This window comes from Psychrobacter sp. P11G3 (assembly GCF_001435845.1).
Classification (GTDB): Bacteria; Pseudomonadota; Gammaproteobacteria; order Pseudomonadales; family Moraxellaceae; genus Psychrobacter.
In genome coordinates this window covers 2,553,802-2,577,197 of sequence record NZ_CM003596.1, presented here as the reverse complement: position 1 = coordinate 2,577,197, position 23,396 = coordinate 2,553,802, and the positions used below count along the sequence as shown (strand labels likewise).

Annotated in this window: 21 protein-coding genes; 14 read left to right on the top strand and 7 right to left on the bottom strand. The window is 43.6% G+C overall.

Annotated elements, in window-relative coordinates; genetic code table 11:
• The first annotated feature begins 275 nt into the window (after positions 1 to 275).
• The 6 genes from AK824_RS10365 to AK824_RS10340 all read left to right on the top strand — a co-directional run bounded on the left by AK824_RS10365 (position 276) and on the right by AK824_RS10340 (position 7,878).
• The gene (locus AK824_RS10365; protein WP_057761303.1) at positions 276 to 2,363 is read left to right on the top strand and encodes an EAL domain-containing protein; all 2,088 of its coding nucleotides are present in this window, start codon (positions 276 to 278) and stop codon (positions 2,361 to 2,363) included.
• Between the two features lie 64 nt (positions 2,364 to 2,427).
• Positions 2,428 to 2,886: a c-type cytochrome gene (locus tag AK824_RS10360; RefSeq protein WP_057761301.1), complete on the top strand. Its 459-nt coding sequence runs from the start codon at positions 2,428 to 2,430 to the stop codon at positions 2,884 to 2,886.
• A gap of 31 nt (positions 2,887 to 2,917) precedes the next feature.
• A complete protein-coding gene (locus AK824_RS10355; RefSeq protein WP_227511161.1) occupies positions 2,918 to 3,961 on the top strand; it encodes an AAA family ATPase in 1,044 nt (347 codons plus the stop codon).
• Between the two features lie 256 nt (positions 3,962 to 4,217).
• Positions 4,218 to 5,234, top strand: coding sequence for a hypothetical protein (locus tag AK824_RS10350; protein WP_057761299.1), 1,017 nt, complete (start codon positions 4,218 to 4,220; stop codon positions 5,232 to 5,234).
• Positions 5,231 to 7,495 carry a transglutaminase TgpA family protein gene (locus AK824_RS10345; RefSeq protein WP_057761297.1) on the top strand — a complete coding sequence of 755 codons (2,265 nt, stop codon included), beginning with the start codon at positions 5,231 to 5,233 and terminating at the stop codon, positions 7,493 to 7,495. The genes AK824_RS10350 and AK824_RS10345 overlap by 4 nt, the downstream gene beginning before the upstream one ends.
• Before the next feature lie 95 nt (positions 7,496 to 7,590).
• Positions 7,591 to 7,878, top strand: a complete 288-nt coding sequence (locus AK824_RS10340) for a DUF4031 domain-containing protein (protein ID WP_057761296.1) — start codon at positions 7,591 to 7,593, stop codon at positions 7,876 to 7,878.
• Positions 7,879 to 7,968: 90 nt separating this feature from the next.
• Here AK824_RS10340 and AK824_RS10335 read toward each other — a convergent pair whose 3' ends face one another.
• Both AK824_RS10335 and AK824_RS10330 read right to left on the bottom strand, forming a co-directional pair.
• Positions 7,969 to 8,487: a DUF302 domain-containing protein gene (locus AK824_RS10335; RefSeq protein WP_057761294.1), complete on the bottom strand. Its 519-nt coding sequence runs from the start codon at positions 8,485 to 8,487 to the stop codon at positions 7,969 to 7,971.
• Between the two features lie 111 nt (positions 8,488 to 8,598).
• The gene (locus tag AK824_RS10330; RefSeq protein WP_057761292.1) at positions 8,599 to 9,519 is read right to left on the bottom strand and encodes a LysR family transcriptional regulator; all 921 of its coding nucleotides are present in this window, start codon (positions 9,517 to 9,519) and stop codon (positions 8,599 to 8,601) included.
• Between the two features lie 292 nt (positions 9,520 to 9,811).
• On the opposite strand from AK824_RS10330, the gene AK824_RS10325 reads away from it, so the two are divergent.
• Positions 9,812 to 10,942 carry an S-(hydroxymethyl)glutathione dehydrogenase/class III alcohol dehydrogenase gene (locus tag AK824_RS10325; RefSeq protein ID WP_057761290.1) on the top strand — a complete coding sequence of 377 codons (1,131 nt, stop codon included), beginning with the start codon at positions 9,812 to 9,814 and terminating at the stop codon, positions 10,940 to 10,942.
• A gap of 124 nt (positions 10,943 to 11,066) precedes the next feature.
• On the opposite strand, the gene AK824_RS10320 is transcribed toward AK824_RS10325, so the two are convergent.
• Both AK824_RS10320 and AK824_RS10315 read right to left on the bottom strand, forming a co-directional pair.
• Positions 11,067 to 11,762, bottom strand: coding sequence for a haloacid dehalogenase type II (locus tag AK824_RS10320; protein WP_057761288.1), 696 nt, complete (start codon positions 11,760 to 11,762; stop codon positions 11,067 to 11,069).
• Between the two features lie 44 nt (positions 11,763 to 11,806).
• A complete protein-coding gene (locus AK824_RS10315; protein ID WP_057761286.1) occupies positions 11,807 to 12,460 on the bottom strand; it encodes a DsbA family oxidoreductase in 654 nt (217 codons plus the stop codon).
• Between the two features lie 391 nt (positions 12,461 to 12,851).
• Between AK824_RS10315 and AK824_RS10310 the strand changes: the two genes are divergently transcribed.
• The 7 genes from AK824_RS10310 to AK824_RS10280 all read left to right on the top strand — a co-directional run bounded on the left by AK824_RS10310 (position 12,852) and on the right by AK824_RS10280 (position 20,847).
• Complete coding sequence (locus AK824_RS10310) at positions 12,852 to 13,508, top strand: oxygen-insensitive NAD(P)H nitroreductase (RefSeq protein WP_057761284.1); 657 nt, start codon at positions 12,852 to 12,854, stop codon at positions 13,506 to 13,508.
• 457 nt (positions 13,509 to 13,965) lie between these two features.
• The gene (locus AK824_RS10305) at positions 13,966 to 14,637 is read left to right on the top strand and encodes a 2Fe-2S iron-sulfur cluster-binding protein (RefSeq protein ID WP_057761282.1); all 672 of its coding nucleotides are present in this window, start codon (positions 13,966 to 13,968) and stop codon (positions 14,635 to 14,637) included.
• Positions 14,634 to 15,626 (top strand): FAD binding domain-containing protein, encoded by a 993-nt coding sequence (locus AK824_RS10300; RefSeq protein WP_057761279.1) that lies wholly within the window; start codon positions 14,634 to 14,636, stop codon positions 15,624 to 15,626. Before AK824_RS10305 ends, AK824_RS10300 begins: the two co-directional genes overlap by 4 nt.
• Positions 15,627 to 15,628: 2 nt before the next feature.
• Entirely contained in the window at positions 15,629 to 18,067 is a 2,439-nt protein-coding gene (locus tag AK824_RS10295; protein ID WP_057761278.1) for a xanthine dehydrogenase family protein molybdopterin-binding subunit, read from the top strand.
• A gap of 111 nt (positions 18,068 to 18,178) precedes the next feature.
• Positions 18,179 to 19,504 carry an XdhC family protein gene (locus AK824_RS10290; RefSeq protein ID WP_057761276.1) on the top strand — a complete coding sequence of 442 codons (1,326 nt, stop codon included), beginning with the start codon at positions 18,179 to 18,181 and terminating at the stop codon, positions 19,502 to 19,504.
• Complete coding sequence (locus AK824_RS10285) at positions 19,501 to 20,223, top strand: nucleotidyltransferase family protein (RefSeq protein WP_057761274.1); 723 nt, start codon at positions 19,501 to 19,503, stop codon at positions 20,221 to 20,223. Before AK824_RS10290 ends, AK824_RS10285 begins: the two co-directional genes overlap by 4 nt.
• A gap of 72 nt (positions 20,224 to 20,295) precedes the next feature.
• Complete coding sequence (locus AK824_RS10280) at positions 20,296 to 20,847, top strand: GNAT family N-acetyltransferase (protein WP_057762594.1); 552 nt, start codon at positions 20,296 to 20,298, stop codon at positions 20,845 to 20,847.
• A gap of 19 nt (positions 20,848 to 20,866) precedes the next feature.
• Here AK824_RS10280 and AK824_RS10275 read toward each other — a convergent pair whose 3' ends face one another.
• The 3 genes from AK824_RS10275 to AK824_RS10265 all read right to left on the bottom strand — a co-directional run bounded on the left by AK824_RS10275 (position 20,867) and on the right by AK824_RS10265 (position 23,344).
• A complete protein-coding gene (locus AK824_RS10275; protein WP_057761272.1) occupies positions 20,867 to 21,547 on the bottom strand; it encodes a class I SAM-dependent methyltransferase in 681 nt (226 codons plus the stop codon).
• A gap of 418 nt (positions 21,548 to 21,965) precedes the next feature.
• Positions 21,966 to 22,580, bottom strand: coding sequence for a hypothetical protein (locus AK824_RS10270; protein ID WP_057761270.1), 615 nt, complete (start codon positions 22,578 to 22,580; stop codon positions 21,966 to 21,968).
• 140 nt (positions 22,581 to 22,720) lie between these two features.
• Entirely contained in the window at positions 22,721 to 23,344 is a 624-nt protein-coding gene (locus AK824_RS10265; RefSeq protein ID WP_057761268.1) for a hypothetical protein, read from the bottom strand.
• Between the last annotated feature and the right edge of the window lie 52 nt (positions 23,345 to 23,396).

Here is a 23,396-nt window from a genome sequence, read left to right as displayed (position 1 = left end):
AATTTATACAGATTGTCGCCAGTAATATAGTAGGCGACAAAGGGCATAAGTTAATCTGCAGTTGGTCTAATTATTGTCTATAATGATAAATATTGTTACTCTGATTTTTATGATATCTCTAACTATAAAATAATTATCATGGTGAAAGCTCAGTCTATACTGATAGGATGCAAAGAGTATTAACGCTAGCGTCTTTTGTGTGCTAGGTTAGTTTTAGACAAAGATGTAAAGTAATAAAATAATAGATAACACTACGTACGACTAAAAGGCTCCTTATGCGCTCTCAATCTCTTTTAAATTTATTGGTGATCAATGACGATCAGCTCTATGCTGAACGTCTTGTTCAGTTATTGAGTCCTTATTATGATAGTGTGAATTTGGGGTTTTTGGACGATAAAGAAGAGCTATTGAAACTTCTGCGCCAACCGTGGGATGTACTGGTATTTGGCAAAGCTTATAATATGAGCTTTACAGATGTGGTGAGCATCGTACAAGAGCAAAATATCGATCTGCCAATGATCTGTTTAACGAATGAAGAGATAGCGTCGACTGCCTACAATGAGTATGAGCTACCGACTGTGATTAGTGGCACGATGGTCAAAGCGCTTGAAATGAATCAAGAAATGCCAGTGGTAATGGCTATTTGTCTACAGCATAGTAGTTTGCGCAGTCGTCGTGAGCTAAAAACCTTACGTCAAGTGCTTTCTGAAGCAGAACAACGCGCCAATGTATTGATTAAGAACTCTAAGAGCGCGGTCGCTTATATAGACGAGGGTATTCATATATTTGCTAATGAGCCCTATCTTCAGCTATTCGGCTTTAAATCGATGAATGAAGTGGTAGGCGTGCCTATTATTGACCTGATTTCAGGTAGAGATAATGTTCAAGGGTTTAAACAGTTTTTACGTCAGTTTGACAAAGGCAGTCGCCAAGACGTTGAGTTTAATTTTGAAAGTGTACGGACAGATGGCAGTACTTTTGAAGCGAAACTACAATTAGCATCAGCCACGTTAGAGGGCGAGCCAGTCATTCAGATTATTATTCAGCAGAATAGTAATAATAGTGCAGAGGTTGCCAAGCGTTTAGCGGAAGCTGAACGTAAAGATAATTTAACTGGCCTAGATAATCGTCGCGGTTTTGAAGATCAGATGATAGCAATACATCAGCAGGCGTCCCAAGGACTAATAACCGCAGCCCTGCTATATGTGCAGGTTGATAATGTAGGAAAAATAAGAAGTAGCTTGGGTCTACAAGGAATAGATACAACGGTCAAGCAAGTTGCCCACACATTAACTGAGCTAGTACCTGATGGGCATGTAAGTCGTTTTAGCGATACCGCCTTCACGATTTTAGTAAAAAACAAGACGACGAGTGATATTGAAGAGCTTGCTGCGCATATCGGTTCGTCTATAAAGGGTATGTTTATTGAAGTTGATAAACGTACAACCAATACAACAGTTAGTATTGCTATTGTCAAAATTGAAAAAAATACGGTAGAGCCTGTCATTATATTAGAACGCGCCATGGATGCTATCAGCCAAATCATGGTAGAGACTTCTAATAGTGGTGGTTCTTACCGTATATATGACCCAAGCGAACATGCTAATAGCGATGATCATGCACTTGCTGAGTCATTAGTGGATGCCATTACTAATAACCGCTTTGAGCTATCATTTCAGCCAATATATGACATCAATAACGATCGTAGCGACTTTTTTGAAGTGTATCTACGGTTACCGCTTTCAGATGCTGACAATACGGTATTAACCCCTGATCAATTTATGGCGGTGGCTAAAAAACATCAACTTTTAGAAAAGATTGATCGATGGGTGCTTATCAATGCCTGTAAGAAAATCAATGACGTCCGTAAAGTTCATCCTGAAGCTAAATTGTTAGTACAATTAACCAATGCTTCACTGGTTGATAAAAAACTGCCGATAGTGGCCAGTCAATTGATAAAAGCGGTAGGCGGCGCAGCTGGTGTATTGACACTCCAGTTCAATGAAATAGATATCTCTGATCACTTAACCGTCGCCAAATCTCAATTTTCCGCGCTTAACGATGTTAACTGTCAACTAGGTATCAATAATTTTGGCTCTTCTGTCAAATCTATTGAAATTGCCAATTTTGTCCAGCCTGATATGGTACGCTTGGCGCGCAGTTATATCCAAGATATTGGTTCAGCAGAAAATCTAGAAACGGTCAAGTCTCTTATCACACGTACTAATAATATTAAAGTCGATGTGCTTATGCCTTATATAGAAGATGCAGCAACGATGTCAGTCGCTTGGAGTGTGGGCGCACGCTATTTGCAAGGGTATTATTTAGAAGAGCCTAGTAGCACAATAAAGGTAGCGAGTTAAAAGGCCAATACGTCATATCGTTTATGTCATGGCGATAATATTCCTTAATCAAAGATTGCTAAAAATGTCCCTTATCAGTAGATATCAACTGAGCAGCCTTTTGGCTGCTGTTCTGTTACTCGCAGCTTGTGAGAAAAAGCCACCTGACCACCGTGCTCCTGTGACCTTGCCTTTATATACCGATGGCGATGCGGACAACGGTTCGATAATTTATAAAGATGCTTGCGGTCAATGTCACCAACGTAATGCAGGTCTGAATAAAAAAGGCCCACAGTTAATGAATATATATGGTGCGCCAGCTGCCGAGTTAAAAGATTATACCTACAGCAAAGGGCTAGAAGATTCAGGTTGGATATGGGATGCAGAGACACTCGATCCATATATTGCAGATGCCCAAAAAGCCATGCCAGATTCTAAAATGTTGTCTGATCCGATGCCAGATGCGAAAGAGCGTGCCGATATCATTGCTTATTTATCTACGCTCCGTGCTGATGCACCAACCGTTACAGATGATGTGAACTGACATTTGACTTATCATCGTTATGACCTAAAAAATGAGCCAACAACCTACTATGACCCATGCAGCTAACGATAGATCATTATCCATCTCTCAGAAAACAGCGAAACCGTTTAGCCAGTCCATACCTAGTACGGCTAATTTTCAACGCAATCAGCAGCAAATTGCACAGCTGTTAGCGCAATTAAATCAGATTGTATTGGACAAGCCGCAAGCAGTTAGGCTAGCACTCAGTTGCATCTTAGCAGGTGGTCATTTGTTATTGCAGGACTTGCCTGGTATGGGTAAGACGACTTTGGCACAGGGCTTGGCACAGCTGTTAGGTTTGAGCTTCAGTCGAGTGCAATTTACCAATGATATGTTGCCTGCTGATATTTTAGGTATGAGCATCTACGACCAAAGTAAACAGCAGTTTGAGTTTCGTTCGGGCCCTATCTTTACACAGTTATTACTTGCTGATGAAATCAACCGTTCCAGTCCTAAAACACAGAGTGCGCTACTTGAAGCGATGGAGGAGCGCCAAGTCACGCAAGATGGCCAGACTTATCCTTTGCCGCAACCTTTCTTTGTCATTGCCACCCAAAATCCGTTGCAACAAGCAGGTGTCTATCCGCTCCCAGAGTCGCAGTTAGACAGATTCTTGTTATGTTTATCGTTGGGTTATCCATCGCCTACCGCAGAGCGTGAGCTGCTAAAAGGTAAAGATCGTCGCGAGCTACTCAAAGACTTGAATACGGTACTTGATACTGAAGCTGTACTACTGGCTCAGCAGGGTGTTAGGCAGGTTTATGTAGCAGATACAGTACTGGATTACTTGCAAAGACTAGTTGCAAAAACTCGCGCAAGCCAAGAGTATCATGGCTTATCCCCTCGCGGTGTGTTGTCGCTACAACGTGCTGCCCAAGCGCATGCCTATGTATCGGGATATATGGAAGTGACCCCTGAGGATATCCAAGCGGTTTTTGCTGCGGTCACTGATCATCGCCTCGGTCAGCGTTTCGTACCCGCGCATGTGACTGGTGGACAAGCAACAAAAACCATCGCCCAACGTATCCTAGCAGAAGTGTCAGTCGTTGCTTAGCAGCTGGCAGACTATTTGACCCTATTGATTAACTACATCGCTGAAATATAGTTCTACACGTAGTCAAATCTATATAACTTAGAAAAAATATCAAAGTCACTCAGTTCACTATTTACGGTATTTTCGCTCGCTTTTCTTGTATTCGAATTGTCCTGAATCAACTATATCGTTCTATTCGTGAGTTTGTTTGTCAGTCAGATGATATAAATACAAATGATGACAACATTGTCAATCAGATGGTAATAATAAGGTAGTCATGAGCTTGTTACCAAAGGCCTTAACCGCACCAATAAAATCAGCTCTGAGCCGCTGGTTTGCCTCGCGCGCACCTAAAAGTGATAGTGCTACGCTTAATGTGCGTAATGTCTATATTTTCTTTAGTCGTGAAGGAATGCTATTCGCCGTATTGTTAGTAATTACCTTTATCGCGGGTATTAACTATGGCAACAACTTAGTGCTTGGTTTGTGCTTTTATCTGGTCAGTATTTGGCTAATTAGTTTTCATGTTACTTTTGCTCATATATCTGGTCTGCAAGTGCGTCTGCTAGAAGTCACTATGACAGAAGCTGGCTTGCCTGTTTGGATTACACTACAATTGAATAGTGATAGTCGCCAACCAAGGCGCCAGTTGCTATTTGAATTTGAGCAGATAACCAATAAGAAAACCAAAAATGGCATAAACGCGCAAAGTTCAGTGCTTATCACACGGCTACAAGGCGAGCAAGTCATTCGACTGCCTGTCCAGACCTACAACCGTGGCCAACTTGAACTACCGCGGTTAAAAATAAAAACAGTTTATCCCTTAGGTATCATGCGTGCATGGTCTTATGTCTACTTTGCGCGTACAGCTTGGGTATATCCAAAGCCTGAAGTCTTTGACTGGCAAGCAAAATATGCAATCGCAAGCTTAGAGGACTTACCAACAGGTGGACAGTATAGACAGGGTCAGGACGACTTTGAGCGATTAGATAACTATATCGAGGGTGAATCATTGGCCCGAGTCTCTTGGGGGCATGTAGCGCGGGGACAAGGTATGCTGACCAAGCACTTCGCTGATCCGGTCGGTCATGAGCAAACGCTTGATTATGCAGATATGCCAGCTGCACATCACGAGCAAAAACTTGCACAATTGGCTTATGGGGCATTGACGCTGGGTCAGCTAGGCGTGCCGTTTCAGATGCGTTTACCTAGTGATACTCCTGCTACTGCGGAGATGGGTAACGGGGAACCCTTTGCGCAAGCATGCTTGCTAAGGCTTGCGAAAGCACCATGATCAACTCTAAACGCTCATCTTCTGCTCATGTTGATACACTGTCCACAGAGTATTCTGCGCTCGATGCTACAAATAGTGCTAGCTTTGAGCAGTTGGCTTTAGCTCAAAAAGTCTCGTTTCAACCTGAGCGAAATGACGCTAAATGGTATCGTAAGTTATTTGCACTGCCAGCTTATTATTGGGTATTAATTGCTCAAGTCGTCGTTGTGTTACCGCATGCCGCACATTTGCCATTATGGCTGATAGGATTTGCCGCCGTCAGTATCGCCGCTCAATTGCCTCATATTAAAGCTAAATTCAAAAAACTATCGCACCTAAAGCGTATTTATCAAAGTATGCAAATGCTAGGCTTTCTGCTGGGGCTATTAGGTCTGTGGCTAACCTACAATACAGCATTTGGGCTCGATATGGGTGTGGCATTTTTGGTGCTATGCTTAGTTAGTAAGCTATGGGAGCTATATAAGCGCCGCGATGCCTATGTGGTGTTGAATTTATCATTTTTCGTGCTTGCGGCATTGTTTTTGATGGACCAAGGTTTACTGACTACTTTAGAAGTGATCGTTGGAGCAGTCGTTGTATTGCTAGCATTTATTGCGCTTAATGATGATAGCAATGCTAACGGTGATGGACGCTTGCGGACATTGGGTGTGTTAGGGGTTGGCGCGTTACCATTATTGGTGGTGCTATTTTTGTTTTTTCCGAGACTGCCACCGCTGTGGTCCGTACAGCTCTCCGGTCAGCAAGCAACCACAGGTGTCTCTGATAGTATGTCTCCTGGTGATTTTGCCAATTTAGGGCAGTCAACTGAGCTGGCCTTTCGGGTAGAGTTTGCTGATGAGCGTCCACCGCAACAGCAGTTGTATTGGCGCGGTTTGGTATTTAGTGATTTCGATGGCGTCACATGGCGCCCAGCCCATCAAAGGGATCAATGGTCGTCGAGATTGCAAGCACCTGCATGGATTCAGAATGCCTTTGCTACTGTACCTGACGAATCAAGGGCGGCACCTGTCAATTACAAGGTTATCTTAGAACCCACTCAGCAAAATTGGCTATTTGGTCTTGATTATCCGTTCTCACAGCAGCCAGATATCAATACTACCTCTGAATTTACCTTATCAAAGGGTCAACCTGTTACCCAGCAACTTCGCTATGATGTGTTGCAGTTCGCACAGATGCGTATTGATCCAGTTCTGACAGAGGCATCAAGACGTGAAAATCTTGCCTTGCCTAACGAAGGTAACCCTCAAGCACGCGCGCTTGCTAAGCAATTATTTAAGCAGTCAGGTTCAGACCCTGTGCGCTACATAGCGGCTATCGAGCAATGGATCAATCGGACAGAGTTTCGCTATACGTTGTCGCCACCACGGCTCAATACCAATCGTATTGATGAGTTTTTATTTGAAACCAAAGCAGGGTTCTGTGAGCATTATTCGTCAAGCTTTACCTTTATGCTACGCGCCGCTGGTATTCCTGCACGAGTAGTAGCCGGCTATCAAGGCGGTGAGCCGAGTCGCAATGGTAACGTATGGGAAGTGCGGCAAATGGATGCGCACGCATGGACGGAGGTTTGGCTTGAGGGCCAAGGCTGGGTACGTGTGGATCCGACAGCCTTTGTGGCGCCTGAGCGAGTAGAGCAAGGTATGAATACTATGACCCAGCAGCAAGGGGCGGCTATGTTTGGCAATGGTGCCAGTGCGCAAATCAGCTATCAGCAGTATCAAATGCTACAAACGCTACGCCGACTATCAGACCAAGCGAGCTACTACTGGCAAAAAGACGTAGTCGGCTATGACCAAGACAAACAGGCCGACTCGCTACTCAAATGGTTCAATATCAGCTCAATCATGCAGCAAATTATTTGGTTAGCCACCAGTGCGGTTTCCGTTATGGTTGTCTTAGTTTTTGTCATTTGGTATCGCCGCCGCAAACGTTGGCACCCAGCAGACCTACCTCTTGCTCAGCTCTCAAAACGTGTTGCCAAGCATGATAAGTTATTAGCTCGCAATGATAATGAAGGGCAGCTAGCTTGGTTGGAACGTTTGGCATCAGCTATTGATAGCCGTCAGGATAACAATGCTCACTCTGCTACGAGTCAGCTAACAGATAGTAGCGACCCAATCGTTATTCAAACAAAGCTTATTGAAATTAGGCAAAACTACCGTCAGTTACGCTATGGACGACTGAGTACATTTGATAGCAGTCATAGCGAGTATCAAGAAAGACTCAAACAACTTAAAAAAGACGTACGTGCATTGTTATAAAGGTTTTTTGTGATAGTGCTATTAAGTTGCTAAGGTATTTTGAACTGACTATAAGTTAGGTAAGCGAATTAGTGAATAAGTAGAGAGGCGGTTATATGGCGATATATGTAGATTTTGTGCAGATAAAATTCAAAGGCCATAAGTGGTGTCATATGCTGGCGGATAGCTTGCAAGAGCTGCATGACTTTGCGGCATTTATTGATGTAGATGCGCGACTATTTCATCGTAACGCCAGCTATCCTCACTATGACATCACGGTTCAAATGCGTGAAATCGCTATTGCCCAAGGTGCTATTCCTGCCGATAGAAAAAAGATTATCGAGTGCGCAAAGAAATTAAAAGTAGAGTTGAATGACCAGATAGAGCAATCTAGTCATTCTTGATATGAGGGATTTTCAAGTAAATAAGTAATGTTTCAATTGTCTGTTCACTTATCTACTCGAATGTATATTTATTCAACTATACTGAGCACATTATTTTGCTGTGGCTGCAGTACTGATAGCGTTAAGTGCTTTTGAGATATTAGCAATCTCAGTATCACAACCTTTGATATTGTGGCGTGTCTTGAGGTAGTCAGGGTTGTTGTATGACAGCCATACTTTTTTATCGGCATCTTCGCTAATCAAGATTTTTTGTGGTAAATCAATGGCAACGGTCTGCTCACAGTTCATTAATGGCGTACCTGCTTTAGGGTTACCAAACATAACGACTTGCGTTGGTCTCAATGATAAGTCGGCACTCTGTGCATTTTTCTGATGATCGACTCGCGCAAATACTTTCATACCCTTGCTTTCGATCACTGAGACCAGTTTGTCTGCGGTATCTTGGACGGAGTGATTGCTCTGTAAAGTTACCAAGCCTTTTTCAGCATTGATAGAGGTTATGGTGTCTTTCATAGCACCGGTGCTATTGGTTTTATTCAGCAGCGTATCGATACTGGCACAAGAAGAAACGGCTACTGCTAGTGCAGCGATAGAGACGATTTTAATCATAATGACACCTTTAAGTTATCTGTAGTATGGTCAGTCCTAACTATAATGAGCAACATCGAATATTCATTGTGCGTAATCAGGTTTGTGATTGCAATACGTCTTAACAGAACGTTAAACCAAATGTTCTGCCAAATAATCTACGAGCAGCCTAATTTTTGGTGATAAATGACGGTTATGTGGATAAATGGCCCAAATGCTTTCTTCGGGCTCTCTATAGTCATCAAGTAAACTGACCAACTCGCCGGACGCTAAATACTTTTGCACATAATAATCAGGCAGCTGTACGATACCCAGCCCTTTTAGTGCAGCATCGACCAGACTATAGCCGCTGTTATATTGCACCGTACCAGAGACACGCAGGTTCCGCTCTATACTTGCTTGTTGGTTGTCCGTCTTACCATGAGTATTACTGTTCTCTTTTACTTTAGCAGTATCTATAAAGTGCCAGTAGTCACGAGTACCCAATAGGCAGTTATGTTGACTTAAATCACTTAGATGGTGTGGTATACCATGTTTTTTGAGATAAGAGGGCGCCGCGCAGACAAAGTTAGTACGCAGGCTAAGTTTCTTTGCCATCATCGTCGAGTCATGCAATTTACCAATACGAATCGCCAAATCATAACCCCCTTCAATCAAATCAATTTTCTGATTGCTCAAAAAGGCAGTCACTTCGATATCGTGATACTGCATCATAAAATCATTGATGAGTGGTAATAACTGCTGCTCACCATAAGTAACGGGCGCTGTTAGTTTTATCCTGCCTTGAGGCTTTGATTGTAAGTTGCTTACGGCTTGCTCAGCGGCATCCAAGCCATCGAGCACACTGCGGCAATGCTGATAGAATACACGGCCTTCTTCGGTGAGTGAAACCTTGCGTGTGGTTCGATATAGCAGCTTTATATTTAAGCGTTTTTCTAACGCGCTGATTTGACGGCTGACTTGTGCCGTCGAGATACCCAGCTCTTTTGCACCACGTGTAAAGCTCTCATATTCTGCGATATAGACAAACTCACTAATTCCTTCCCAACGCATGATTATTACCAATATGTAAAAGATATTTGCAAATATAGCATATTGTTATCCGCTCAGAAATAAATATAATGGTTAGTATCAATGTAAACAGATGGTGTTTTACTGTCATCGATGCTTGCCTATAGAGGGCAGGCAAGATAAGCTCAGTCTATCTTTATTCGTTTTAACTGTAGATATAGTGACCGCTAAAATCCATAAAATGTGTTAGCAAGTTACCAGAATGTATTGCACTTATAACGCAACTGTTGTGTCGTCACCCATAAATAACAATCAATTAAAAAGAGAGATTTTTATGTCAGATAAATTTATTAAATCAAAAGCCGCCATCGCGTGGGGTCCAAAGCAGCCACTATCTATCGAAGAAGTGGACGTCATGCTACCGCGCAAAGGCGAAGTATTGGTAAAAATCGTCGCCAGTGGTGTCTGTCACACAGATGCTTTTACCTTATCTGGTGAAGATCCAGAAGGCGTGTTCCCTGCGATCTTGGGCCATGAAGGCGGCGGTATCGTTGAACAAGTTGGCGAAGGCGTGACCAGCGTTCAGGTCGGCGATCATGTCATTCCGTTGTACACGGCAGAATGCGGCGTTTGTAAAATGTGCCGCTCAGGTAAAACCAATCTTTGCTCGGCAGTACGCGAGACTCAAGGCAAAGGCTTGATGCCAGATGGCACCACACGTTTCTATAAAGATGGCGAACCTATCTACCATTATATGGGTTGCTCAACTTTCTCTGAGTACACGGTTTTACCAGAGATTTCTTTGGCTAAAGTCAATAAAGAAGCGCCATTAGAAGAAGTCTGCTTGCTTGGTTGCGGCGTAACTACTGGCATGGGCGCAGTCATGAATACGGCAAAAGTCGAAGAGGGCGCTACAGTGGCTATCTTTGGTCTGGGCGGTATTGGTCTGTCAGCGGTCATCGGTGCTGCCATGGCAAAAGCCAGCCGTATCATCGCGATTGATATTAATGAAAGCAAGTTTGAGCTGGCCAAAAAGCTAGGGGCAACCGACTGTATTAACCCGAAAGATTACGACAAACCAATTCAAGAAGTTATCGTTGAGCTAACCGATGGCGGTGTTGATTATTCGTTTGAATGTATCGGTAATGTCGATGTCATGCGTTCAGCGCTAGAGTGCTGCCATAAAGGTTGGGGCGAGTCGGTCATCATCGGTGTCGCTGGCGCTGGACAAGAAATTTCAACCCGTCCATTCCAGTTAGTGACTGGTCGAGTCTGGAAAGGCTCAGCATTTGGCGGTGTAAAAGGTCGCACAGAACTACCAGGTTATGTCGAGCGCTATCTAGCAGGCGAGATTCCTTTACAGGACTTCATCACTCATACGATGCCAATAGAAGACGTCAACGAAGCGTTTGACTTGATGCACAAAGGCGAAAGTATCCGTACGGTTGTACACTTCTCAGAGTAATCAACAAAGACAGCAACGACGTTATTGTCTTAGAAATACTGTATCCAAAATAAAAAGGCTGCTTCAATATTGAGGCAGCCTTTTTTTAATATTATTTTCACACATAGCTTAAAGGTTAAATGTATCAAGCACTCTTTTTGCTAATGATTTGATCCGCTAGTGTCGATAAATCTGATGCGGTCAAATCTGGAACTGGTACGTTGGGCGCGTTCAGCATCGCATTATAGGGACGGGTCAAAAATGCACCGCGACAACCAGCCGCTTGTGCGCCTATAGTATCCCAGAGATGACAGGCGACAAGGCATAAATCTGACGTATCAACAGCTAGCGTATCAGCCACCAATTGATAAGTATCAGGTGCTGGCTTGAATTTGCCAACAGTCTCAATGCTAAAGTGCTGCTCAAAGAATTGACTGAGTCCTGCTTTTTCTAACGGCGTTGGGGACGCACTGCTTGCTGAATTGGTCAGCGTGACCAGTCGAAACCCTGCATCACGCAAACGAGTCAGTGCTGGTGCAGCATCAGGATGGGCAGGTAATGCACTCATTCTTTCTTTAAACTCATTGATATCGTCGTCTGTCAAAGTAACTTGTCTGATGTTAGCAACCATTTGCAATGCACCAACCCCAAGCTCGCCAAAAGGCGTATAGAGGCCGGACAACGTCATAGTTTGCGAGTACAGTACTAGCTGAGCGAACCATTCTCTCAGCACTCTTTGCTTACCAAAGACGCGCATGAATAAAGGCGTTAGCGTGTCGATATCGAGCAATGTTTCATTGACGTCGAACACAATAATCGAGGGAAAGCGTTCAGAAGACATAAAGTATCCTTTTATAGAATGACATTTTTATAACGTCGTATGGTTTACTCAGTCATGTTGGCCAATTGCTCTAAGATACTGATATAGTTCTCGACCCCTTGAGCACCGCTGACCAGATGACGCTCATTAAAGATAATCGCTGGTACACTTTGGATGCCTTGCTGTTGCCAATGCTGCTCTTCTGCTCGTACTTCTTTTGCAAAGAATTGACCTTCCAACACTGCTAATGACTCACTACGATCAAGCCCAGTCTCTGCTGCAATATCGGCAAGCACATTGATATCTGAGATATCTCTGTTATTGGTGAAATGCGCAGCAAACAAGGCTTGCTTTAGCTCATGCATGCGGCCTTGCTGATCAGCGAAATGTAGCAGCTGATGCAAATTAAATGTGTTATGCATACGTGTGTCATCATTGAAATTAAATTCAAAGCCAACTTCCTGTCCAGCTTCAGTCATTCTGACTCGGCTAGCATCTGATTCTTGCTTAGTAGAGCCGTACTTCTCGATGATGTGCTCACGTAGGTTTTGACCTTCGCTTGGCATATTTGGGTTTAGCTCAAACGGATGCCAGTGGATAGTGTGAGCGGTATTGGTTTGCTCAAGTGCTGCTGCTAATTGGCGATAACCGATAACGCACCAAGGACAGACGACGTCTGACACGATATCTATTCGGAGTGGTTTTTCTGATGTGCTCATATTTCCTCGCGGGTATTATTATGTATGTTTTATTTGAGATGTATAGATAGAGGCATATCAGTTGGAATCAAGCAGATATACCTAGTTATCAGACAACTATAACTAGTTACCATATATCAAGTCAGTTCATACTAAGAGAATGACTAAGTGATTACAATGTAGTCTGCGCAGTCGGCGTCGCCAATTCGGTAGCGTAATTGTAACTATTACTAATAAGAAAGTAGGCGTTTTTGCAATACGCTGACTCAGTCATAACAAAACCTACGAATACTTAACCAAGCAGGCATGGTCATAAAATAGCTTTTTATTTAAAGTGGCTTAGTTAAATGGCAATCGAAGAAGAAAAATTCTAAGCAAGAATAAAAAACTAATATCAATAATGGAGTCATCGATGAAAAGTATCACTGAAGCAATGAACTGGCGCTACAGCACAAAAGAGTTTGATACCAATAAGAAAATCTCAGTAGAAGATTTCCAAAGTCTAAAGGATATTTTGCGCCTCAGTCCTTCGAGTACCAACATTCAGCCTTGGCATTTTGTCATTGCTGATGATGAAGCTGGTAAAGCCCGAATCGCAAAAGGCACGGAGGGCATGTACGAGTTCAACGATGCCAAAGTAAAAGGTGCCTCGCACGTCATTGTATTCTGTAGCCGTGTCTATGCAGATGATGAGTTTTTGAATGACATACTAGAAAAAGAAGAGGCAGATGGTCGTTTTGCAGAGCCAAAATTTAAAGAGCAAATGCATCAGACGCGTAAAATGTTTTTGGACATTCGCCGTTATGAGCAAAAGGACGAGCCACATTGGTTGATAGAGCAGTTGTATCTTAATATGGGCGCTTTGCTACTAGGAGCAGCAACCTTAGGTATTGATGCGGTTCCGATGGAAGGGGCAGACTTAAAAGCACTTGATGAAGAGTTTGATTTACGTAGTAAAGGCTATACCGCTGTGGCAGTCGTATCGCTTGGTTATCGTAGTAAAGATGACTTTAACGCTGATCTGCCAAAATCACGGTTTGATGAAGAGACGATTATCACGAAAGCCTAATTAGGTAATTGCTAAGAAAATAGCTGCTTTAGTAAGTTCTAATGCATGGTTACTATATTTAAAGCGTTTATAAAAAAGCCCCACAGACATTTGTCTGTTGGGCTTTTTTACATTAAAAACTTATCTACTGTACTGGTGAAGAGGTTTGATTTGATAAGTGACTATGCCAAGTTATAGTCAAACTATAGAAATGGTCTTGAAGAATTTACGGGTTAAGTTTGGTGGTTATTAGCTAAAGGAAAGTGGTGAGGCTTAATAATGTAAACGATTATCAATTACCCTATAGCTATTGGTAGCGCTAACTTTCAGAGACTGTCTTGGATTAAAAACTACACTGCAATCACTACAAAGTAAAAACAAAACAACCGTTTTCATCCGTCATAATAAATTTATTGACGCTGTATTTACGAGGCGTTTTCATCACCCCATTATATTCATCTGCCAGCGAGAAGCCAGCATGTCTACTTTGACGTTAACAATCAATAAGCAGGATTATCAGCTCGAGAATCTTGACGCCCGTACGACACTGCTCGACGTCTGTCGTCAGCATTTACAAATCACCGGACCTAAAAAAGGCTGCGACCACGGTCAATGCGGGGCATGTACAATGCTCATCAATGGACGACGGGTTAATTCTTGTCTGACGCTCGCCGTTATGCATGATGGTGATGACATCACAACAATTGAAGGTATCGGAATGCCAGAATCACTGTCGGCATTGCAGCAAGCGTTTAAAGACAATGACGCTTTTCAGTGCGGATATTGCACGCCTGGTCAGATTTGTTCAGCGACCGCATTGATAGAAGAAGTGAAACAAAATTGGCCAAGCCATGTGAGCACCGACTTAAAAAATCCTGATGGTCGCCTTGTACAAGAAATTGCTGAGCGCATGAGCGGTAACATCTGCCGCTGCTCAGCTTATCCAAATATTATCAAAGCCATTTCACAAGTGCTTGAGAGTCAGGTATCAGATAGTCAAGTATCAGAGTCTAGTACTCAAACAACAGACAACGCAGTGCAAAACTCAAGTGTGACAGGCATCTGGTCACCGCCACCGAGCGAGGCGCAACTTGGTAAGGCCTCATCGAATAACAAGACAGCAACTGCTACAACAGGAGGCCGCTCATGAAACGCTTTGAATATAGCCGTGCTGATGCACCAGAGCAAGCGGCAATATCTGCCAGTACTGAGGATGCGTCTTTTATCGCAGGCGGTACCAACTTATTAGACTTGATGAAATTGGAGATTGAGACCCCAATTAAATTGGTCGATATTACTCGTTTAGAATTAGAGCAAGTTGAAACCACTGCCGACGGAGGTTTGCGCATCGGTACGCTTGTGACCAATAGCGATTTGGCAGCGCATCCTGAGGTTATTGCCAATTACCCAGTATTATCCCGAGCGATTTTGGCAGGAGCGACTGGCCAGCTGCGTAATAAAGCAACGACTGGCGGTAATTTCTTGCAGCGTACTCGTTGTTATTATTTTTACCAGACAGATAGCGCCTGCAACAAGCGTGAACCGGGCACAGGTTGTCCTGCTATCAATGGTGAGAACCGTACGCTAGCTATTTTAGGTACGAGCGATGCCTGTATTGCGCAGCATCCATCTGATATGGCAGTGGCCATGCGCTTACTGGATGCCACTATCGAAACAGTTAAAGCGGATGGTTCGACTCGTTCTATCAATGTGAAAGACTTTTATTGCTTACCAAAAGATACGCCGCATATTGAAAACGTATTGGAAGCAGGTGAGCTGATTACTCACGTTGTATTACCTGCACCTGTCAAAGGTATGCATACTTATGACAAAGTGCGAGATCGCGCCTCATATGCGTTTGCGCTCGTGTCCTGTGCCGCAGTGATAGACGCTGATGATAGTGGCAATCTGAAAACGGTACGATTGGCATTTGGTGGTATCGGTACGGAGCCATGGCGTAACGAGGAAGTTGAAACGTTGTTAATGGGTACTGATGGCAATAATGATGTTATCGCGCAAGCTGCCGATCTGTTATTGAATGATGCCAAAGGTAATGGTCAAAATGACTTTAAGATACCGTTGACGCGTCGCCTACTAAAACAAGTCATTCAGCGCGCACTAGCGGGCGAGGGAGCATAATCATGTCATTATTTGAATCAATCACTCAGTCAGAACCGACCAAAAAAATGACCATGGATGAACCTGTTGAGTCTTTATTTAGCACAACAGCGAGTAAACTGGTTGGTAAGCCAATTAACCGTGTTGACGGCTCGCTAAAGGTTAGTGGTCAAGCGCATTATAGTGCCGAAATCCATTTAGACAATAAAGCGTACGGTGTCCTGGTCGGTGCGACCATTGCCAAAGGACAAGTCGAAAATATCGATAGCAGTTCTTTAGATGGCATTCCTAATATTATCAAGGTCGTGACAGACCCTAAGCACTTCTTGCGTAACTCTCAGCAAGGCGGGTTAAAAAAAGCACCGAAGCAGGGAGCGACTGAGGTTTTTTATCATGGTCAGCCTATTGCGGTGGTCATCGCTGAAACCTTTGAGGCAGCAACAGAAGGGGCGAACGCGCTTAAAGTCACTTATAAAGATGAGACTGATCAGGCGGCATTGAATTTTACCAAAGAGTTGTCCAACGCCCATGCAGTCGATGAGAAAAAAGGCTCTGATAAAAATTACGTCCAAGGTGATCCTGAGCAAGGATTGACTGATGCTGAAGTAACACTTGATCGCTTCTATCATACGCCAAGTCAAAACAGCTCGGCGATGGAGCCACATGCGACATTGGCACATTGGGAAGGCGATAAGCTCGTTCTTTATACGGCAAATCAAATGCTTGCGTCTTGTAAGCAGCAAGTGATGGACGCGCTAGACTTAAACAAAGATCAAGTTCAGCTGATCGCGCACTATGTCGGTGGCGGGTTTGGTAGCAAGCTCGGTATTGCGCCTGAGTCTATTGCCGCTGCTATTGCGTCAAAAGAGCTTGGTCGTCCAATATTGATTACCATGACTCGTCCACAAGTGATGGAAGCGACAGTCAGACGCTCAAACACTCGTCAGCGCATTGCAATCGGCTGTGACAAGGATGGCGTTATCGATACGTTGATTCACGATACCATTTCTAGTAATTTGCCAGACGAAGCATTCTTTGAGCCAACTGCCTTGTCTACGCACTATCTATACAGTGGTAAAAACCGCCGTGTAAACTATGAAATGGTCGACATGAACCAAGTATTGTCAGGCTCGATGCGTGCACCTGGTGAAGCGGTCGGTATGATTGCCGTTGAATGTGCAATGGATGAATTGGCTGCGCAATTGGACCTTGATCCTATAGAGCTACGTCGCCGTAATGAACCCGAAAAAGACCCTAGTAAAGACATTCCGTTTTCGACGCGCCAGCTGATTGCCTGTATGGAGCAAGGTGCTGAGCAGTTTGGTTGGAGTCAGCGTAACACAAAGCCTGCCAGTCAATTAGAAGGCGACTGGTGGATAGGAACGGGCATGGCTGCTGCCGCACGTGGTAATCAATTACAGTCTTCTGAAGCTCGTGCAACGCTGCAAATCGATAAGTCAAAAGCGCTTGGTGTTAAAGCAGTTATTGAGACAGATATGACGGATATCGGTACAGGGTCTTACACTGTATTCTCTCAGGTAGCTGCAGACCTGTTAGGACTACCTATTGACCATATCGAGATGAAATTAGGCGATAGTGCCCTGCCGCCTGCATCAGGTTCAGGTGGTAGTTGGGGCGCTGCAAGTGCAGGTAGTGGTGTCTACCTCGCTTGTGAGCAGTTGCGTGAGATGTTAGCAGCAAAAGTCGGCCTGTATCCTGATACGATTCAGCTAGATAATGGTCAAATTAAGCAAGTAGGCAAGCACGACTTAACAGCGATAGAGGCAGCCAAAGAGAACGGTCAAGCGTTTGCTGATAGCACTATTGATAAAATATCTGAAACGACCGGAGTCTCATTTTCAGAGAATGTATTAGAAGAACAGTCAGAATCAGAAAAATATGATTTTGACAATACAGAATCATATGCGCTTGCTGACGTGGTCGCAGGATATGATGAGCAAAAAGTCAGTGCTAAAGGACAGATAAAGCCAGGTAAAAATGGTAAAAAGTATCGTCAATCTTCTTTTGGTGCAAACTTCGCTGAAGTGGCCGTGCATAAGGTCACTGGTGAGATTCGAGTAAAACGCATGACGGGTGCATTTGCTGCAGGTCGTATTCTTAACCATAAGACAGCGACTTCGCAATGCTATGGCGGCATGGTATTCGGTATTGGTTCAGCGTTGATGGAAGAGGTCATCCACGACAAACGTGACGGTCGTCTATGTAACCATGACCTCGCTGAGTACCATGTGCCAGTCAATGCCGACGTACCACAGCTAGATGTGATATTGGTTGAAGAGGATGATCCTTATACCAACCCGATGCATATCAAAGGTATTGGTGAGACGGCTATTGCCGGTGCTGCCGCCGCGATTGCTAACGCTGTATACAATGCCGTCGGCGTACGTGTTTATGATTTTCCGATTACTCTCGATAAATTGCTTTATGAGATGCCAGAGTAATTTTTTGAGCCATATGTACGACAGGAACCCGCTTAATGAGCGGGTTTTTATAACTCAATCAGCAGTATATTTCGTCATTATCAAGAAAATAACTACCAAATAAGAGGCGTTATGAATCAGGTCGCTGACATTCTTAAGCTGGCAATCAAAGCTAAGCAACAGGGTATTGATGCTGTATTGGCAACGGTCGTACGTACTGAAGGCTCAGCATATCGCCGTGCTGGCGCGATGATGCTCATCTGTGAGGATGGTCGTTCAGTTGGAATGATTAGTGGTGGTTGCTTGGAGCCGCACATTATCAAACGTGCCTTTTGGCTTACTCGTAACGGTGCCAATGTGCAAGTTTATCAGACGGGTGATGACATTAAATATGCTGACGATGGCCAAGCGCAAGCAGGCGCGAGGGAAACTAAGTCTGATATATATGATGAGCCAGATAACGGTTTAGATGGCGGTTTAGATGAAGCGGACTTTGATGAGCTAAATTTTGGATTAGGCTGTAATGGGCGAGTGCATGTATTATTTGAGCGACTAACGACAGCAACGCCACTGCTAGAGACAATCCGTAATGTTCGACGTACTCAGCAGCCAATTACTGTAGCGACTTTAATTCGTGCTGACGACTATCAGCATCAAGACTCTATATCGCAAAACAGTGATAACTTACAAATCGGGATGCGGATTAATTTAGATGAACACCGCAGTTTGGGAAGTGTTTCTGCACTAGGGAAAACAGCGTTTTCAAGCATACTTGCCAATACTATAGAAGAATTAGCAGAATATAAGCTGTTTGATAAAAATACCGAATATGTGACGGTAGAAAACGGCGAGGTAACAACAGAGTGGCTTGTGCAGCGCCTGCAACCACAATTGCGTCTATTGATTTGCGGCGCAGGTAATGACGTGATGCCACTGGTGACCATGGCCAAGCTACAAGATTGGCATGTGACAGTTATAGATAGCCGCGCGCAATATGCGACGCGTATGCGGTTTCCTCAAGCGGATGTTGTGATGTCGCTATCTTTAGATGACAGTGAGACTTTGCTTAAGCTCAGTAATAACGCAGCCGTCGCCCTGATGTCACACAGCTTGAGTCAAGATCGCGCGCGCCTAGCTGTACTGCTCGAGCATTCAAACAATTATAAATACTTAGGACAATTAGGGCCGCGCTATCGAACCGAACGTTTAATTAATGAGATTAGCATAAACCTTAGCAATCCTACTATGTTAGAAGCTGGCATTCATAAATTGCATTATCCGATTGGTTATAAGTTGGGTGGAGATGGCCCTGAGGCACTTGCGCTTGGCATCATGGCAGAGATTAATGCGGTCATGCATAGTCAAGACGCTCCAGTAAGTGGTTCACATAACAATGTTTCAAATATCCCAGCGGTGAGTAATGATACGGATGCCAATATTGTCCAGAGTGGCGTATGAGCAAGAGTGCATTTACAGAAGGTGCTGAACATACAGAAAGTACTGAACAGCAGAGCCAAAACCATGCGGTTATTATCTTGGCAAGTGGCCTCAGTCAGCGTCTCGGTCAACCCAAGCAGCTACTTGTCAAGAATGGCGAACCGTTGATTATTTATATGACTCGACTGGCAATAACGACCAATCCGCAAGACATCGTCGTTGTCATTCCTGATAATCAGCATTTGATTGCTAGTACGATGACAGAGTTGGCTAATCAATATCCAGCGGTTCAAATAGTGGTGAACTCACAAGCTGATACTGGTATGGCGCACAGTTTACGTTTGGGTATTGGAAAAATTGCTGCTCTTGAATCGACTTCAATCGATCGAGTGCTCATCATGGGAGTCGATCAAGTATTGTTAGATAAGCCACACCTAACAGCTTTGCTAGCGGGCAAGCAGACGGTAGTGGCCAGTCGCTATCACAGTTGGCAACGTTTAGAAAAACATCAAAATCGAGATAAAACGGTGTCTGATATTATAGGTCTACCTTTAGCAATTAACTATAAACTGCTGAGACAGTGGCAGTCAGAATTGACAGGAGATAAAGGGCTTCGTTACCTCATTAGAGAATTGCCTGCTGATCAAATAGGTGAGGTCGATAATGACCAACTTAGCTACGATATTGATACGCCCGAGCAGCTAGCATTTGCCAGAAGGCAGGGCTGGCTTGATAGCTAGCCTGATTAATTTAATTGATTTTGAACAGTATTCATTTTGAACAACGAAATGCGAGAGAATAAAATTATAAATATGATAGAAACCGAACGACTGTATCTTAGACAATGGCAAGCGAGCGACTTTGCGCCATTCGCTGAGATGAATGCTAACCCTAAAGTAATGGAATACTTTCCTAAGCTATTAACTACTTCGATGAGTAATACTGTCGCCAAAAAATGCCAGTCGCTGATTGATGATAATGGGTGGGGTTTTTGGGCGGTGAGTCTAAAAGAGACAGATGCTTTTATTGGTATGGTTGGGTTAAATCATGCGCATGCCGATATGCCGTTTTCTCCTGCTGTTGAGATTGCTTGGCGGCTACATAATGACTATTGGGGATTAGGGTATGCGACTGAGGCGGCAAGTGCTTCATTAAATTTTGCGTTTGATACATTAGGACTAGATGAAGTCGTTGCCTTTACGGCTGTTATCAATAAGCGCTCACAATTGGTTATGGAGCGCCTTGGTATGACCAATACACAAGAAAATTTCTATCACCCTATGCTTGATCCTAATCATCGGCTCGCTGAGCATGTGCTATATAAAATCACTCGGCAGCAATGGCAGGATACTGTGCTCACCTAGTTGCATTAATAGCTGGCTTTTACTCTGTTTGATTAATATTATCTCGCGAAAACGTCAAAATATGCCCTTTAAAAGGCAGGTCTAGGTAAGTAGTATTTTCAGGTTTTACATGCTTACTACTAAAGCCAAACTCAGTCATCTTATTGGTTAGTTTGTTTTTACGACCGCGACCAGGATCGACCACGATGACTTCGCAAGTCGGCATAGCATGACGGTCAATGAACTCAGCCAATATATCAATGTGTTGGTCTTCATAGAGCAAGTCACTGCCGATAATCATATCAAATTTACCAAGATGGCTATTGTCCTCTGCCCAATCTAAACGCTCAAAATTAATCTCTTTGTTATTATTCAGCGTGGTATTCCTATCAAGGAAATACTCAACCGTTGGATGATAGTCAGTCGCTGTAATGTCCGCATGTCTATGATTCAGTAGCAGACTAGAAAGCGCCATACCACAGCCAACTTCCAAGATACGTTTGCCTGCAATATCGTAATCAAGCATATGATTGGCCAGCACCAAGCTTGACGGCCATATCACCCCAAACATCGGCCAAGAAGCGGAGCAAATGCCAAGTTTTAACGCTTCGTCATCAGGGTCACTAAATTGTTGATTGTCACGTAGTGTACAAATATGAATGTCGGTGTTGCCAATTTCAATCGTTTGATAACGCACGCGCACAGTGGTCAGCGAAGTCATAAACTGTCCTAAAAAACAAGCAAGAATGCAAGGTTTGGCAGGGGTTGCCGATTTCGGTAGGGTACAACATTGGAAAAGATAATTAAAATATTGGAAGCTGTATAGATATTTGAATGATTAGAGATTTATGGCAACTTAAGTTGTGGCAAGAAGATACTTAAGCGTGTGAGGAGAGTATGACCTAAATTCTGACAAGTTATTGTTAATTCTGAGAGTATTGTTATTGCTGCGTAGAATTGGCTGATATCAGAGAGTGATATAGATAAGAATGGTACGAACATTTTCGTATAAGCATAAGTAGTGCGCTTAATTTGAGCTAAGCGCACTACTTATGCTTGCGTAAAAGATCGAGCTTGAGCATCAAATCAGTCGATACAGTGGAATCAATTAAGCGAGTTAAATCAGTTAAGAAACCTCCTTAGTTAAGAAATCTCAATCCAGAGGTTTTGAGTGCCCATACCAGCTCGACAAAGGCACGACTATTGGTCAAAGGTTCACCATCGATGATAAGGACGTAGCCTGCATTATCTATCCATAAAAATACAAAGCTGGTCTCAGGAATGAGTAGGTCAACCTGCTGAAAGAACGAGATGGCTTGGCTTTCTACCGCCCATCCACGTTGCTTTTGGCGAAGCATAAATCCTGAAAAATCAGCGGCGGCGACACTGAGCATATCTGCTTCTTCTTGACTATAGCCCACTCGCGCTAAACAAAACCCTTCATCAGAGCCAATCGCGGCTCGGCGTTTACCAGACAAGCTCGCCACGACATAAGGCAAAAACTGGTCCAATGGTAAGTTAGGCGCTGGTAAAAACAGCGACAGCTTTTCAATCCAGCCTTGTTCGATAAAACTCTGTAGCCAGTCATCAGAATAACGCTGAAGCCAGTCAGCAGCGAGCAGTGTCTGATCATAAGACAGTAAATTCTGTAATGCTAGCTGCTCATCAGTCGGTTCGTTCTGTGAAAACGCCTCAAAAATACCAGCTGGCGTCAGAGTAAGATAGGTTTTATCAGCATTTAAGTAAGAAGACATAGTAACTACCATTATGATAAAAGTGATTAATAAGTGACGAATTAGGCTTTCATATCTTTGAATTCAAATAATTTCGATACAAGGAAACCGAGCGTAAGTTATACATTAATATGCTTAGCGAGGATGACGATGTAGCGGATTTATATGGATTTGACTATAGTTTGATCGAGATGTTGTTGGCAGTTGTCCCAGCGCGCATCGAACTGCCAGTCACTTCTACCCAAGCGAAACCATACCAGCGAAAATGCGAGACGATCATTGCGCGCAGTACAATGGACAAAAAACTCATTTTCGATTTGCTCAATTGTACCCCAGTCTTCGTCCTCACGCGCTTGCATCAGCTCAGTGGTGATATCTTTAGCGATTTCTCGGGCATCGTCGCTGCTGATACGCAGCCGTTGCTTTTGCTCATTGAGAGAAGGGGATATCAGCACACTCCAACGAGTGGCCAACATACTATTGCGCTGGATGTATCTTTTCTTATCAATGCAATCGCGAAAGCCTTGCTGGACATGAGGATACAAACGATCTTTGATACGAGTAAACAGATTGTTTACATCGTATGGGATATCAAACCAGCACCCATAAAAAAAGTCCGCTACAGCGCCTTGTAACGGTTCTTTCTCCGTCAACAGTAACGCTGCATTGATACGCTGCTCATGAAAGTGACGGTTGTTAGGAGCTAAAAATACTTTACGAGAGTAAAACCGAAATACTCGATGCGCGACTCTTTCATTTTCTTTGATCAGGTCTGAATCAGACATAGTAATACCCTCCTGTCATCGCTATTATTACGACGGTGCTGGCTTCAATTAT

Excerpts from the sequence above, each read along its gene's own strand:
- AK824_RS10365 (WP_057761303.1), top strand. The coding sequence starts at position 276 with ATGCGCTCTCAATCTCTTTTAAATTTATTGGTGATCAATGACGATCAG.
- AK824_RS10360 (WP_057761301.1), top strand. The coding sequence starts at position 2,428 with ATGTCCCTTATCAGTAGATATCAACTGAGCAGCCTTTTGGCTGCTGTT.
- AK824_RS10355 (WP_227511161.1), top strand. The coding sequence starts at position 2,918 with ATGAGCCAACAACCTACTATGACCCATGCAGCTAACGATAGATCATTA.
- AK824_RS10350 (WP_057761299.1), top strand. The coding sequence starts at position 4,218 with ATGAGCTTGTTACCAAAGGCCTTAACCGCACCAATAAAATCAGCTCTG.
- AK824_RS10345 (WP_057761297.1), top strand. The coding sequence starts at position 5,231 with ATGATCAACTCTAAACGCTCATCTTCTGCTCATGTTGATACACTGTCC.
- AK824_RS10340 (WP_057761296.1), top strand. The coding sequence starts at position 7,591 with ATGGCGATATATGTAGATTTTGTGCAGATAAAATTCAAAGGCCATAAG.
- AK824_RS10335 (WP_057761294.1), bottom strand. The coding sequence starts at position 8,487 with ATGATTAAAATCGTCTCTATCGCTGCACTAGCAGTAGCCGTTTCTTCT.
- AK824_RS10330 (WP_057761292.1), bottom strand. The coding sequence starts at position 9,519 with ATGCGTTGGGAAGGAATTAGTGAGTTTGTCTATATCGCAGAATATGAG.
- AK824_RS10325 (WP_057761290.1), top strand. The coding sequence starts at position 9,812 with ATGTCAGATAAATTTATTAAATCAAAAGCCGCCATCGCGTGGGGTCCA.
- AK824_RS10320 (WP_057761288.1), bottom strand. The coding sequence starts at position 11,762 with ATGTCTTCTGAACGCTTTCCCTCGATTATTGTGTTCGACGTCAATGAA.
- AK824_RS10315 (WP_057761286.1), bottom strand. The coding sequence starts at position 12,460 with ATGAGCACATCAGAAAAACCACTCCGAATAGATATCGTGTCAGACGTC.
- AK824_RS10310 (WP_057761284.1), top strand. The coding sequence starts at position 12,852 with ATGAAAAGTATCACTGAAGCAATGAACTGGCGCTACAGCACAAAAGAG.
- AK824_RS10305 (WP_057761282.1), top strand. The coding sequence starts at position 13,966 with ATGTCTACTTTGACGTTAACAATCAATAAGCAGGATTATCAGCTCGAG.
- AK824_RS10300 (WP_057761279.1), top strand. The coding sequence starts at position 14,634 with ATGAAACGCTTTGAATATAGCCGTGCTGATGCACCAGAGCAAGCGGCA.
- AK824_RS10295 (WP_057761278.1), top strand. The coding sequence starts at position 15,629 with ATGTCATTATTTGAATCAATCACTCAGTCAGAACCGACCAAAAAAATG.
- AK824_RS10290 (WP_057761276.1), top strand. The coding sequence starts at position 18,179 with ATGAATCAGGTCGCTGACATTCTTAAGCTGGCAATCAAAGCTAAGCAA.
- AK824_RS10285 (WP_057761274.1), top strand. The coding sequence starts at position 19,501 with ATGAGCAAGAGTGCATTTACAGAAGGTGCTGAACATACAGAAAGTACT.
- AK824_RS10280 (WP_057762594.1), top strand. The coding sequence starts at position 20,296 with ATGATAGAAACCGAACGACTGTATCTTAGACAATGGCAAGCGAGCGAC.
- AK824_RS10275 (WP_057761272.1), bottom strand. The coding sequence starts at position 21,547 with ATGACTTCGCTGACCACTGTGCGCGTGCGTTATCAAACGATTGAAATT.
- AK824_RS10270 (WP_057761270.1), bottom strand. The coding sequence starts at position 22,580 with ATGTCTTCTTACTTAAATGCTGATAAAACCTATCTTACTCTGACGCCA.
- AK824_RS10265 (WP_057761268.1), bottom strand. The coding sequence starts at position 23,344 with ATGTCTGATTCAGACCTGATCAAAGAAAATGAAAGAGTCGCGCATCGA.